This window comes from Tepidimonas sp., assembly GCF_036825565.1.
GTDB lineage: Bacteria > Pseudomonadota > Gammaproteobacteria > Burkholderiales > Burkholderiaceae_C > Tepidimonas.
This window is the reverse complement of sequence record NZ_DAISXZ010000017.1, coordinates 1-12,604: the sequence shown is the minus strand read 5'-3', so window position 1 is coordinate 12,604 and position 12,604 is coordinate 1. Positions and strand designations below refer to the sequence as shown.

At 69.0% G+C, this 12,604-nt stretch carries 13 protein-coding genes and 1 tRNA gene; 9 read left to right on the top strand and 5 right to left on the bottom strand.

Translation table 11 applies throughout. The features are described 5' to 3' along the window. Nucleotides 1–25 precede the first annotated feature (25 nt). Complete coding sequence (locus V7026_RS04100; protein ID WP_334154015.1) at nucleotides 26–511, bottom strand: YajQ family cyclic di-GMP-binding protein; 486 nt, start codon at nucleotides 509–511, stop codon at nucleotides 26–28. Nucleotides 512–555: 44 nt separating this feature from the next. Here V7026_RS04100 and murB point away from each other — a divergent pair, with 44 nt between their 5' ends. Beyond that, nucleotides 556–1,608 carry a UDP-N-acetylmuramate dehydrogenase gene (gene murB, locus V7026_RS04095; RefSeq protein WP_334154014.1) on the top strand — a complete coding sequence of 351 codons (1,053 nt, stop codon included), beginning with the start codon at nucleotides 556–558 and terminating at the stop codon, nucleotides 1,606–1,608. 63 nt (nucleotides 1,609–1,671) lie between these two features. On the opposite strand, the gene V7026_RS04090 is transcribed toward murB, so the two are convergent. After that, entirely contained in the window at nucleotides 1,672–2,124 is a 453-nt protein-coding gene (locus V7026_RS04090) for a hypothetical protein (RefSeq protein ID WP_334154013.1), read from the bottom strand. A gap of 177 nt (nucleotides 2,125–2,301) precedes the next feature. On the opposite strand from V7026_RS04090, the gene V7026_RS04085 reads away from it, so the two are divergent. After that, entirely contained in the window at nucleotides 2,302–3,351 is a 1,050-nt protein-coding gene (locus V7026_RS04085) for an alpha/beta hydrolase (RefSeq protein ID WP_334154012.1), read from the top strand. A 21-nt stretch (nucleotides 3,352–3,372) separates the two neighbouring features. Here the strand turns inward: V7026_RS04085 and argG are convergent, their stop codons facing one another. From argG to V7026_RS04070, 3 genes are all read right to left on the bottom strand, one after another. Beyond that, nucleotides 3,373–4,698 carry an argininosuccinate synthase gene (gene argG / locus V7026_RS04080; RefSeq protein WP_334154011.1) on the bottom strand — a complete coding sequence of 442 codons (1,326 nt, stop codon included), beginning with the start codon at nucleotides 4,696–4,698 and terminating at the stop codon, nucleotides 3,373–3,375. A 33-nt stretch (nucleotides 4,699–4,731) separates the two neighbouring features. Then, entirely contained in the window at nucleotides 4,732–5,058 is a 327-nt protein-coding gene (gene ppnP, locus V7026_RS04075; RefSeq protein WP_334154010.1) for a pyrimidine/purine nucleoside phosphorylase, read from the bottom strand. Between the two features lie 82 nt (nucleotides 5,059–5,140). Further along, entirely contained in the window at nucleotides 5,141–5,485 is a 345-nt protein-coding gene (locus tag V7026_RS04070) for an ArsC family reductase (protein ID WP_334154009.1), read from the bottom strand. 128 nt (nucleotides 5,486–5,613) lie between these two features. Between V7026_RS04070 and folC the strand changes: the two genes are divergently transcribed. The 7 genes from folC (at nucleotide 5,614) to V7026_RS04035 (ending at nucleotide 12,541) form a co-directional block, all read left to right on the top strand. Beyond that, the gene (gene folC / locus V7026_RS04065; RefSeq protein ID WP_334154008.1) at nucleotides 5,614–6,966 is read left to right on the top strand and encodes a bifunctional tetrahydrofolate synthase/dihydrofolate synthase; all 1,353 of its coding nucleotides are present in this window, start codon (nucleotides 5,614–5,616) and stop codon (nucleotides 6,964–6,966) included. A gap of 3 nt (nucleotides 6,967–6,969) precedes the next feature. Further along, the gene (locus V7026_RS04060; protein WP_334154007.1) at nucleotides 6,970–7,677 is read left to right on the top strand and encodes an SPOR domain-containing protein; all 708 of its coding nucleotides are present in this window, start codon (nucleotides 6,970–6,972) and stop codon (nucleotides 7,675–7,677) included. 3 nt (nucleotides 7,678–7,680) lie between these two features. Further along, the gene (locus V7026_RS04055) at nucleotides 7,681–8,169 is read left to right on the top strand and encodes a CvpA family protein (protein ID WP_334154006.1); all 489 of its coding nucleotides are present in this window, start codon (nucleotides 7,681–7,683) and stop codon (nucleotides 8,167–8,169) included. Nucleotides 8,170–8,184: 15 nt separating this feature from the next. After that, nucleotides 8,185–9,705, top strand: a complete 1,521-nt coding sequence (purF, locus tag V7026_RS04050; protein ID WP_334154005.1) for an amidophosphoribosyltransferase — start codon at nucleotides 8,185–8,187, stop codon at nucleotides 9,703–9,705. Then, nucleotides 9,689–10,903, top strand: coding sequence for an O-succinylhomoserine sulfhydrylase (locus tag V7026_RS04045; RefSeq protein ID WP_334154004.1), 1,215 nt, complete (start codon nucleotides 9,689–9,691; stop codon nucleotides 10,901–10,903). Before purF ends, V7026_RS04045 begins: the two co-directional genes overlap by 17 nt. Nucleotides 10,904–10,936: 33 nt before the next feature. Continuing rightward, a complete protein-coding gene (gltX, locus tag V7026_RS04040) occupies nucleotides 10,937–12,340 on the top strand; it encodes a glutamate--tRNA ligase (RefSeq protein WP_334154003.1) in 1,404 nt (467 codons plus the stop codon). A 125-nt stretch (nucleotides 12,341–12,465) separates the two neighbouring features. Further along, nucleotides 12,466–12,541, top strand: a tRNA-Ala gene (locus V7026_RS04035). Nucleotides 12,542–12,604 lie beyond the last annotated feature (63 nt).

Below are 12,604 nucleotides of genomic sequence, written 5' to 3'. Positions count from 1 at the left end.
GCAAGGGTGTCGTCCTGGCGCCCGCTCAATCGCGGAAGTTCTCGAAACTCAGGGGCAACTGCGCCATCTCCTTGCGGATCAGCGCGATGGCCGTTTGCAGATCGTCGCGCTTGGCCCCGCTGACGCGCACGGCATCGCCCTGGATGGCGGCCTGCACCTTGAGCTTGCTGCCCTTGATGAGCTGCTGGATCTTCTTGGCGTCCTCGCTGCCGATGCCGCTGCGCACACGAAACACCTGCTTGACCTTGTCGCCACCGATTTTCTCGACCTTGCCGGGGTCCAGAAAGCGCACATCGACTTGGCGTTTGGTGAGCTTGTTGCGCAGAATGTCCTCCACCTGCTGGAGCTGGAAGTCGCTGTCGCCGTGCGCGATGATGTCGTGGTCTTTGAGCTCCACCGCAGCGGATGAGCCCTTGAAGTCGAAGCGGGTACCGATCTCGCGCTGCGTCTGCTCGACGGCGTTCTTCACTTCGACCAGGTTGGGTTCGAGCACGGTATCGAACGATGGCATGCGGGATTCCTCGGGGGCATGAAGGGGTTTGCGACAATCCGCGCATGGTAGTCGAGAACCATGTGCCGTTGCAGTCCCTCAACACGTTCGGCATCGCGGCGCGCGCGCACCGCTTGGCGCGCATCCGCCGCGAGGGCGATGTGGCTGCCCTCGTGCGCCACCCGGACTGGCGCTGGCAGGACACCTTCATTCTGGGCGGTGGCAGCAACATCGTGCTGACCGGGGATGTGCGCCAACTGGTGCTGAAGGTGGAAATCCCCGGACGGCGTCTGCTGCGCGAGGACGAGCGCGGCTGGTTGGTGGAGGCGGGCGCCGGCGAGCGCTGGCACGCGTTCGTGGATTGGACGCTGCAGCAGGGCTGGCCTGGTCTGGAAAACCTCGCGCTCATCCCCGGCACGGTTGGAGCGGCCCCGGTGCAAAACATCGGCGCCTACGGCGTCGAACTGCAGGACCGATTTCATTCGCTGGACGCGATCGATCTGGAGACGGGCGAACCCCTGACCCTGCGGCACGAGCACTGTGCCTTCGGCTACCGCGATTCGGTGTTCAAACACGAGCGTGCCGGCGCACGCGGCATGGGGCTTAAGGGCCGCGCGCTGATCACCCGCGTGCGTTTTTGGCTGCCGCGGCAGTGGCGCCCGCAGTTGGGGTATCACGATCTGGAGCGCAAGGTGGCCGAAACCGGCTTACTCCATCCGACGCCACGGCAGGTGTTCGACTGGGTTTGCGAAATTCGCCGCGCCAAGCTGCCCGATCCCGCCCTGATCGGCAACGCGGGCAGCTTTTTCAAAAACCCCACGGTTACCCCAGAGCAGTGCGCCGACATCATTGGCCGCGATCCCAAAGTGGTGCATTACCCCATGCCCGACGGCACGGTCAAGCTGGCCGCGGGTTGGCTGATCGACGCCTGCGGCTGGAAGGGCAAAACCGTCGGCCACGCGGGCGTGTACGACAAGCAGGCGCTGGTGCTGGTCAACCGCGGCGACGCCGAACACCCCTGCACGGGCGGGGAGGTGATGACGTTGGCACGCCTGATTCAGACCAGCGTTTATGAGCGCTTTGGCATCCGGCTGGAGCCAGAGCCGGTGGTGATCTGACCCCGCCGATCCACGAGGTGCCGGTGGGCGGGGTTGGGCTGGCCGGTCCGGTCGGCGGGCGACTCAGGCTGCCAGCGGCTCGGACAGCGCCGCCGAGTGGTCGGGCACGGCAGCCGTCTCGGGGCGGCTGGCGCGCCGGTCCGCCGATGCTTGCAGCGAATCGACCATGGCCTGCGCTTGGGGATGGCCGGCGCGCACCAGCCGGGCGAAATCGTCCAGCGCGCGCTGACGCGCTTTTTCCATGCGCTGCGATGGGTTGCCAATGGCGGCGCTGCTCTCGCGCTCGATGCAGGCCACGGTGGCGCGGCTCAACCAGTCCTGCGTGTGTCCGCACGAGGGGCAAACCAGGCCTCGACGCTGCGCCACCAGCACGCCCAGGTAACCGCCGGCAAAGGCATGTCGGCCATCTTTCGCGTTCGGGCAGGTCAGTGGGTGGATGGGCGACGGGATCACCCCCGCCTGCATGCGATTGATCTGGTCGATCAGTGGCGGGTCGAAGGGGGCGTGCAGCCACATGGCGGATCTCCTGTGAGAATGGCCCAGCGTCGAGCCGGGTGGTCGCATTCTTCGAAACAAGCCGCGCACTGCCAAGGGGTTCTTGCAATGAGAGATGGTTGTTACGGCCGGTTACAGTCACGGGGCAGGGGCGCGGCCCCGCTCGAGCGTCATCGATTCGTCATTTTTGGAGCTGCCATGTCCGTTCCATCGCCATCCCAGCCCGGTGCGCAGGGCGCTGCGCACCCGACTGCCCCGACGGGGCGCCTGCGCCGCTGGGCGACGGGCCTGCTAGCCGTGGTGGGGGTGTTGGCGGTGCTGTGGTTTGCCGGCCCCCGGTACGCCTATGGTCCCGACGAGCCCGCGCCCCGCGCGCGTCCGCCGGCCGCGTTGGCCGAACTGGACGGCTGGCTGGCTGCGCAGGAGGCGGCCCACGCCGGTCTGCGTCCGGGCACGGCCAAGGGCATCGTTTGGTACGGTGCTCCCGGCACGCGTACTCCCTGGGCGGTCGTATACCTGCATGGGTTTACCGCTAGCCGGGTGGAGACGGCGCCCCTGGCCGAGCGGGTGGCTCAGTCCCTCGGGGCCAACCTGTTCCACACGCGGCTGGCCGGTCACGGGCTGCCCCCGGCGGCCCTAGCGGCCGTCTCCCCGCAGGACTGGCTGGCCGATGCGGTCGAGGCGGTGCGCATCGGTCATGCGATCGGCGAGCGGGTGTTGCTGATCGGCACCTCCACCGGCGGGACGCTGGGTGCCTGGCTGGCTTTGCGGCCGGATGCGGCTGGTGTGCCGGTGGAACGGCAGGTGTGGATATCGCCCAACTTCGGGCCGGCGGACAAGCGCACCGAGTGGCTCAACAGCCCCTGGGGGGCACAACTGGCGCAGGCCATCACGGGCGGTACGGTCGGCGCGCCCAGCGACGACCCGCGCATCGAGGCGGGCTGGACCCGCGTCTACCCGGTGCAGGCGCTGTTGCCGATGATGGCGCTGGTGCAGCGCGTGCGCGAGGCGGACGCCTCCACCGTACGGACGCCCATTTTGGTCCTGTACAGCCCGCGCGACCGCACGGTCGACCCGGGCCTGACCGAGGTCCTGTTCGCGCGCCTGGGCAGCCCCGTCAAGCGGCTGGAAAGGGTGGAGGACAGCACCGACCGCGACCAGCACGTGATCGCCGGTGATCTGCGCTCGCCCGGCACGACGGAGCGCCTGGCGGCGCGCATCGTGCGCTGGGCGCGCGAGGGGACGTGACGGCGCGCGGAGCGGCGCGGGTCAGCCGCCCAGCTTGAGCAGATCGCCGTCCTTGCCGATGGCCAGCAGGCCGGCTTGCGTGTAGATGGACAGCTTGTCGCGCGTGTCGGTGATGTCCAGGTTGCGCATCGTGAGTTGGCCGATGCGGTCGCGCGGTGTGAACACCGACGCGCCCTTTTCCATCGTCAGCCGCTCGGGGTGGTAGGTCAGGTTGGGGCTTTCGGTGTTGAGGATGGAGTAGTCGTTGCCGCGGCGCAGCTCCAGCGTCACCTCACCGGTGATGGCGCGCGCCACCCAGCGCTGCGCGGCCTCGCGCAGCATGATGGCCTGCGGGTCGAACCAACGGCCCTGGTAGAGCAGGCGGCCGAGCTTGCGTCCGTTGTCGCGGTATTGCTCGATCGTGTCCTCGTTGTGGATGCCGGTGACCAGCCGCTCGTAGGCGATGAACAGCAGCGCCATGCCGGGGGCTTCGTAGATGCCGCGGCTCTTGGCCTCGATGATGCGGTTTTCGATCTGGTCGCTCATGCCCAGGCCGTGGCGTCCGCCGATGCGGTTGGCCTCGAGGAACAGTTCCACCAGATCCGGGTACTCGCGGCCGTTGAGGGCCACCGGGCGGCCTTCCTCGAAGCGCACTGTAACCTCTTCCGGCTGGACCTCGACCTCGGGCTTCCAGAACGCCACGCCCATGATGGGGTTGACGATGCGGATACCGGAGTTCAGGTGCTCCAGGTCCTTGGCCTCGTGCGTGGCGCCCAGCATGTTGCTGTCGGTGCTGTAGGCCTTCTCCACCGACATCTTGTAGTCGAAGCCGTTGCGGATCAGGAATTCCGACATCTCCTTGCGGCCGCCCAGCTCATCGATGAAGGTCTGGTCCAGCCACGGCTTGTAGATCTGCAGCGCGGGGTTGGTGACGAGGCCATAGCGGTAGAAGCGCTCGATGTCGTTGCCCTTGTACGTGGAGCCGTCGCCCCAGGTGTGGACGTCGTCCTCCTTCATGGCCGCGACCAGCATGGTGCCGGTGACCGCTCGACCGATCGGCGTGGTGTTGAAGTAGGTTACGCCCGCGGTGCTGATGTGGAAAGCCCCGCACTGCAGCGCCGCCAGTCCTTCCGAGGCGAGCTGCGGGCGGCAGTCCACCAGGCGCGCCTTCTCGGCCCCATAGGCCAGGGCGCGTTTCGGGATCGCGTCGTAGTCCGGCTCGTCCGGCTGGCCCAGGTTGGCCGTGTAGGCGTAGGGGATGGCGCCCTTTTGGCGCATCCACAGCAGGGCCGCGCTGGTGTCGAGGCCGCCGGAAAATGCGATGCCGACCTTCTGGCCGACGGGCAGGCTTTGCAGGATGGTGGACATGGCCGTGCAACGTTGGGGATAGGGGGGAGGGCGTCAGCCGAAATGGCAGATGTAGTGGTAGGGCTCGCCGTCGACGCGGATCTGGAATTTGGACTGGCCCGGCACGGCGAAGCGCTCGCCGGGGCCGAAGCGCCGCCACTCACTGTCGCCGGGCAGCAGCACCTCGCACTGTCCGCACACGCCTTCCATGATTTCCGGCGCGCCGGTATTGAAGGTGAGGGTGGTCGGCAGAATGACCCCGACCGACTTGCGGGTGCCGTCGGCGAGCGTCAGGCTGTGGCTGACGCACTTGCCGTCGAAATAGACATTGGCGCGGGTGGAGACGGCCGCGCCGTTGAGGGTGTCGGTGATGGCGTTCATAGTGCGCCGATTGTAGGCGCTGCATACCCGCGCCTTGGCGGACTGGGGGCGTGGCGCAGTGCCGGCCGCGTGCGGAGGCGGGTCAGCCGCGGCGTTGCCAATCGTCGGGGTCGAAGCCCGCCGTGACGGCGGTACCCCACTCCACGACTGGCCGGCGGATCACGCTGGGCTTGGCCAGCATCAGCGCCCGCGCGCTGGCCGCATCGGTCACGCCGGCCCGGGTGGCGTCGTCGAGCTGGCGCCAGGTGGTGCCGCGGCGGTTGAGCAGCGCCTCCCACCCCAGGGCCGCCAGCCAGGCGTCGAGCCGCTCCGCGGGCACTCCCTGCTTTTTGAAGTCGTGGAACGTGTGGTCGACGCCCCGCGCCACAAGCCAGGCGCGGGCTTTCTTCACGGTTTCGCAGTTCGGGATGCCGTAGACGTGGATCATGGTCTGCATCGTACCGCAAGGGCCCGCGCGCGGTGGGGCGTTGGGTGGGGCGTCTGTTCGGCCGCATGGCCGGCCTGGAATGGGCGGGCTTGGCACAATGCGGGTTTTCCCCGCGCATGGCCGACCCGATGAGCACGCCCCCCGTTGATGATTCTGCGCTGCTGCCCCCCGATGCGACTGCGCCGCTTGCCCACTGGCTGACCCATTTGGAGCGGCTGCATGGGCAGCGCATCACGTTGGGGCTGGAGCGGGTGCAGGCCGTCGCACGCCGGCTGGGCGATGCTGTGCAGCCGCGCTGTCCGGTGATCACGGTGGCGGGCACCAACGGCAAGGGGTCCACCTGCGCGATGCTCGAGGCCATCTACCGCCAGGCGGGCTACCGCACGGGGCTCTACACCTCGCCGCATCTGGTCGATTTCGAAGAGCGCGCCCGGCTGGATGGCGTGCCGATGGTGCCGGTCGATCTGGTTCCGTCCTTCGCGGCGGTGGAGACGGCCCGCACCGCGGGCGAGGCTGTCGCGCTCAGCTACTTCGAGTTCACCACCCTGGCGCTGGTTCATGCGCTACTGGCGCGACGCCCCGACGTGCTGATTCTGGAGGTCGGCATGGGCGGGCGGCTGGATGCCGTCAACCTCTGGGATACGGACTGCGCCGTCATCACCAGCGTCGATCTGGATCACATGGAGTACCTGGGGTCCGACCGTGAGGCGATCGGCTACGAGAAGGCGGGCATCGTGCGCACCGGGCGCCCGGTCGTGGTGTCCGACCCCGTGCCGCCGCACAGTGTGATCGATCGCGCCATCGAGGTGGGGGCGGATGTGTGGCTGGCAGGACGCGACTTTCGTCACACGGGCGACCGGCAGCAGTGGAGCTGGCAGGGTCGGGCGCGCCGCTACAGCGGTTTGGCCTATCCGGCGCTGCGCGGGGTCAATCAGCTGGTCAATGCCGCTGGCGTGCTGGCGGTGCTGGAGGCCCTGCACCCCCGCCTGCCGGTGGCGGCGCAGGCGGTGCGGCAGGGGCTGGCGCTGGTGGAGTGGGTCGGGCGCTTCCAGATCGTGCCGGGCCAACCGGTGATCGTGCTGGATGTGGCCCACAACCCGCACGCGGCTGCGGCCCTGGCCGAGAACCTGGACGCGATGGGCTTTTACCCGCAGACGCAGGCCGTGTTTGGCGCCATGGCCGACAAGGACGTGCGGCCGATGCTCGAGCGGCTCGATCCGTTGATCGATGCCTGGCACTTTTGCGATTTGCCCACAGCGCGGGCCGCCCACGCCACCGATCTGCACGGGCTGTGGCGGGCTACCACGCGCCGACGCGAAGCCACGGCGGCCGTGCATCAGGACCCCGCCGGCGCCTTGCGGGCTGCGGTCGCGGGGGCGGACCCCGCTGGTAGAATTGTGATTTTCGGATCCTTCTACACGGTGGGCGGCGTGCTGCAACAGGGGTTGCCGCGCCTGGGCGCCAAGCACCTGCAGGGCTGACGCATGTTTCAACTCCGCTCCGGCTCCGGCCTATCGTCCGCCTCGCCGGGGGGTGGGCGACAGCAACCGCCGCCGTCGATCGAGACGCTGCGTCGGCGCGCCCGTCAGCGCCTGATCGGGGCGGCTGTTCTGGTCGCCGCGGCCGTGATCACCTTGCCGTTGCTGCTGGAGTCGCAACCCAGGCCCATTCCCGTCGATATCGCGATCGACATCCCCGCGCGGCAGTCCGCTGCGCCGCTGGAGCCGCCGTCCGGCCATGCGGTCGCGCTGCCGCGCCCCTCCGAGGCATCCGCGGCGGATTCGGCGCCCACCGTTGCTGCGACACCCGCGGCGCCGCCAACGCCCCCGCAGCCGGCAGCCGCTGCCGAGCGCGATGGCGCACCGCCAACGCCCGCTCCGGCTTCTGCTCCTACCCCGGGCCCAGCCCCGACCGTCGCTGCGACACCAACGCCTCCCGCCGCGCGTGCCGATGCCGAGGCCAAGGTCCGCGTGGTCGTGCAGGTGGGGGCCTTTGCCGAGGCCGCGCGCGCGCAGGAGGTGCGCCGCCGTCTCGAGCGCGCGGGGCTCAAGACCTACACCCATGTGGCGGACACCCCCGAAGGCAAGCGCATCCGGGTACGCGTCGGTCCATTCGACACGCGGGCCGAGGCGGAAAAGGTGGCGGAGCAGGTCAAGGGCCTGGGCTTGCCAGCCGCGGTGCTGACGCTTTGATCCATGGCCGCGGTGGACGTCATCCTGCTGGCGGTGCTTGCGGCATCGGTCGTGCTCGGTTGGTGGCGCGGGCTGCTGTACGAAGTGCTGTCCGTGCTGGCCTGGGTGGCGGCCTTCGTCGTTGCCCAGCGCTGGGCGCTGGAGGTGGCAGCGTGGCTGCCGTCGTCGGCCGAGTGGAGCGATCCCCTGCGATATGCCGCGGGGTTTGCCGTGCTGTTCGTCGCCACGGCGTTTGCCGGGGGGCTGGTGGCCTGGCTTGTGCGGCAGGGGACGCAGGCGGTCGGCTTGCGGCCCATCGACCGTGTGCTGGGGGGGGTGTTCGGGGTGTTGCGCGGCGTGCTGTTGCTGATGGCGGCCACGCTGTTGGTGCAACTGACCCCCTGGGTGGACAGCCCCGCTTGGCGCGAGGCGTGGGGGCCGCGCTGGCTGGGGAAGGGGCTGCAGGCGGTAAAAGTGCTGGCGCCGGCCCCGGTGGCCGTGTATTTTCCGTAGCTCGAGGGCAACGACATGTGTGGCATCGTTGGCGTGGTCAGCGCCCAGCCGGTCAATCAGCTCATCTATGACGCCTTGCTGCTGTTGCAGCACCGGGGGCAGGATGCGGCGGGTATCGTGACGCAGCTGGGGCACAAGTTCTTCATGCACAAGGCCAAGGGTATGGTGCGCGACGTGTTCCGCACGCGCAACATGCGGGCCTTGCCGGGCAACTGCGGGCTCGGTCAGGTGCGCTATCCCACCGCTGGCAATGCCGCCAGCGAGGAGGAGGCGCAACCCTTCTACGTCAACGCGCCGTTTGGTCTGGTGCTGGCGCACAACGGCAACCTCACCAACGCGCATGCGCTCAAGGAGGAGCTGGCCCGCCTGGATCACCGGCACATCAACACCGAGAGCGACTCCGAGGTGCTGCTCAACGTGCTGGCCCACGAGCTGGAGCGCGCCACCCGGGGTGTACCTTTGCAGATCGACGACGTGTTTGCCGCCGTCTCGGCGGTGCACCGGCGACTGCGGGGGTCGTATGCCGTCGTGGCGCTGATCGCCGGCCACGGCATGCTGGTGTTTCGAGACCCGTTCGGCATCCGGCCGCTGTGCATCGGTCGCGGTGCGGACGGCACGGTGATGGCGGCCAGCGAATCGGTAGCGCTGGAGGGCACCGGTCATCGCTTCGAGCGCGACGTCGCCCCGGGCGAGGCGATCTTCGTCACGCTGGATGGACAGATCCACGCGCGCCAGTGTGCCGAGGCGCCGCGCCACCATCCGTGCATCTTCGAATTCGTCTACCTGGCGCGGCCCGATTCGGTGATCGACGGCATTTCCGTCTATCAAGCGCGGCTCAACATGGGCGAGACGCTGGCCACGCGGGTCATCTCCACCGTGCCGCCGGGTGAGATCGACGCCGTCATTCCCATTCCGGAGTCCAGCCGCCCGGCGGCGATGGAGGTCGCGCGGCTGATCGGCCGCCCCTACCGCGAGGGCTTCGTGAAGAACCGCTACGTCGGCCGCACCTTCATCATGCCGGGGCAGGCGGTGCGCAAGAAGTCGGTGCGCCAAAAGCTCAACGTCATCGCCAGCGAATTCGCCGGGCGCAACGTGCTGCTGGTGGACGACTCCATCGTGCGCGGCACCACCAGCCGCGAGATCGTGCAGTTGGCGCGCGAGGCCGGCGCGCGCAAGGTCTACCTGGCCAGCGCCGCGCCGCCGGTGCGCTATCCCAACGTCTACGGCATCGACATGCCGACGCAGGAGGAGCTGGTGGCCCACGGCCGCACGGTGGAGGAAGTGCGCCAGCTCATTGGCTGCGACACGCTGATCTACCAAGACCTCGAGGCGATGAAGCGCGCGGTGGCCGTGCTCAACCCGGCGCTGTGCGGCTTCGAGGCGTCGTGCTTCGACGGGGTGTATGTGACGGGCGATGTGACGCTGGAGACCGTCACGGCCATAAATGCCCCGCGCCAGGCCGCCGCCCAGGCCGATTCGGCCGACGAGGACGGCGGCGGTTCGCGCCTGACGCTGCCGAATGCGCAGGAGGTCTGAGCCCGTGGCGCTGCACCCCGAAACCGCCGCGGTGCGCGTGGCCGTGCCGCGCTCGCCGTACGGCGAAAACGCCGAAGCGCTGTACTTGACCAGCGGCTACGTGCAGCCAAGCGCCGAGGTCGCCGCCGCGCGCTTCGCCGGCGACGAGGACGGCTACACCTACGGCCGCTATGGCAACCCGACCACCACCAGCTTCGAGCAGCGGCTGGCGGCGCTGGAGGGCACCGAGGCGGCCATCGCCACGTCCTCCGGCATGGCGGCGATCCTGATGCTGGCGCTGGGCCTGCTGCAGGCTGGCGACCACGTGGTCTGCTCGCGCTCGATGTTTGGCGCCACGATCAAGCTGATCGGCAGCGACCTGGCCAAGTTCGGCGTGCAGGCCACGTTCGTGCCGCAGACCGATCTGGACGCCTGGCGCGCGGCGGTCACGCCGCGCACACGGCTGCTGCTGGCCGAAACGCCGACCAACCCGCTGACCGAGGTGTGCGACATCGCCGCGCTGGCCGACCTCGCCCACGCCGCCGGGGCGTGGCTGGCGGCGGACAACTGCTTTGCCACGCCGGCGCTGCAGCGCCCGGCCGAGTTCGGCGCCGACATCGTCATCCACTCCGGCACCAAGTTCCTCGACGGGCAGGGGCGGGTGATGGCCGGTGCGCTGTGCGCCAGCCGCGCGCTGGTGGAGGAGAAGTTCCTGCCGGTGCTGCGCAGCGCCGGCATGACGCTGGCGCCGTTCAACGCCTGGGTGGTGCTCAAGGGCCTGGAGACGCTGCACCTGCGAGTGCGCGCGCAGAGCGCCACGGCGCTGGCGCTGGCGCAGTGGCTGCAGGCGCACCCGGCGGTGGCGCGCGTGCACTACCCGGGGCTGCCCCGTCACCCGCAGCATGCGCTGGCGATGCGCCAGCAGGCGGGCTGCGGCGGCGCCATCGTCTCGTTCGAGGTCCGGGCTGCCAGCCCCGAGGAGGGCCGCGCGCGGGCGTTTGCGGTGCTGGATGCGCTGCGGCTGGCGTCACTGTCGACCAACCTCGGCGACACCAAGACGCTGTGCTCGCACCCGGCCAGCACCTCGCACGGGCGCCTGAGCGAGGCGCAGCGCCAGGCCGCCGGCATCACGCAGGCGCTGATCCGCGTCTCGGTCGGGCTAGAACATCTGGACGACCTCACCGCCGATCTGGCGCGCGGCCTGGACGCGCTCGCCTGATGCGCCGGCGCGACCTTCCGATCCCGATCCATCATGACGCAACGAGTCCGCACCCGCTTCGCCCCGTCGCCGACGGGCTTCATCCACCTCGGCAACATCCGCTCGGCCCTCTATCCGTGGGCGTTTGCGCGCGCCAACGGCGGCGACTTCATCCTGCGCATCGAGGACACCGACCAGGAGCGCTCCACCGACGAAGCGGTGCGCGTGATCCTGGAGGCGATGGAATGGCTAGGCCTGACCCCCGATGAAGGCCCGTACTACCAAATGCAGCGCATGGACCGCTACCGCGAGGTCATCGCGCAGATGCTGCAAGCGGGGCTGGCCTACCACTGCTACATGACGCCGGAGGAGCTCGACGCCCTTCGTGAGCGGCAGATGACCGCCAAGCTCAAGCCGCGCTACGACGGCACCTGGCGCCCCGAGCCGGGCAAGGTGCTGCCGACGCCCCCCAGTGGGGTGCTGCCGGTGATCCGCTTCAAGAATCCGCTTGCGGGCAGCGTGGTGTGGGACGACAAGGTCAAAGGTCGCATCGAGATCCGCAACGACGAGCTGGACGACCTGGTCATCGCGCGTCAGGCGCCGCTCGGCGAGATTGGCGTGCCGACCTACAACTTCTGCGTGGTGGTGGACGACATCGACATGCGCATCACGCACGTCATCCGCGGCGACGACCACGTCAACAACACCCCGCGCCAGATCAACATCATCCGCGCGCTCGGCCACGAGCCGCCGGTGTACGCCCACCTGCCCACCGTGCTCAACGAGCAGGGCGAGAAGATGAGCAAGCGCCACGGTGCCAAGCCGGTGACGTGGTACCGGGAGGCCGGCTTCCTGCCCGAGGCGATGATCAACTACCTGGCGCGGCTGGGCTGGAGCCACGGCGACGACGAGATCTTCACGCGTGCGCAGTTCCTGCAGTGGTTCGACCTCGACCACCTGGGCCGCAGCGCCGCGCAGTTCGACGAGGCCAAGCTGCGCTGGGTCAACGCGCAGCACATGAAGATGACGCCGGATGAGCGGCTGGCGCCGCTGGTGGCCGAGCAGCTGGCGCGCCGCGGCCTTCAGGCCGACGAGCGGCTGCCTGCGATCTGCGGCCTGTTCAAGGATCGCTGCGACACCGCGGTGGCGTTGGCGGACTGGGCGCAACCCTATTACCAGGCGCCGACCCCGCGCGCCGAGGACCTGGCGCAGCACGTCACCGACGCGGTGCGCCCGGCGCTGGCCGAGCTGCGCCAGCGTTTGAGCGACGTGCCGTGGACGGTCGCCGACATCGCCGCGGCGCTGAAGGCCACGCTCACCGCCCACGGCCTGAAAATGCCGCAGCTGGCCATGCCGGTGCGCGTGCTGGTGATGGGCGTGGCGCAGACGCCGTCGGTGGACGCAGTGCTGGCGCTGCACCGGCGCGCGGACGTGCTGGCGCGGCTGGCAGCGGCCTGAGCGGCTGGCGCAAAAAATCGCCTTTGTCTTCAAAACGCTTCGAAAATGTGTCTATAATGCAGGTCTTGCTGATGCACGACAGATTTCGAAAACAACAACGAAATCATCGACCACAGCAAGCCCGTGGGGGTATAGCTCAGCTGGGAGAGCGCTTGCATGGCATGCAAGAGGTCAGCGGTTCGATCCCGCTTACCTCCACCACGAACACAGACCCTATCGTCTAGAGGCCTAGGACATCACCCTTTCACGGTGAGTACCGGGGTT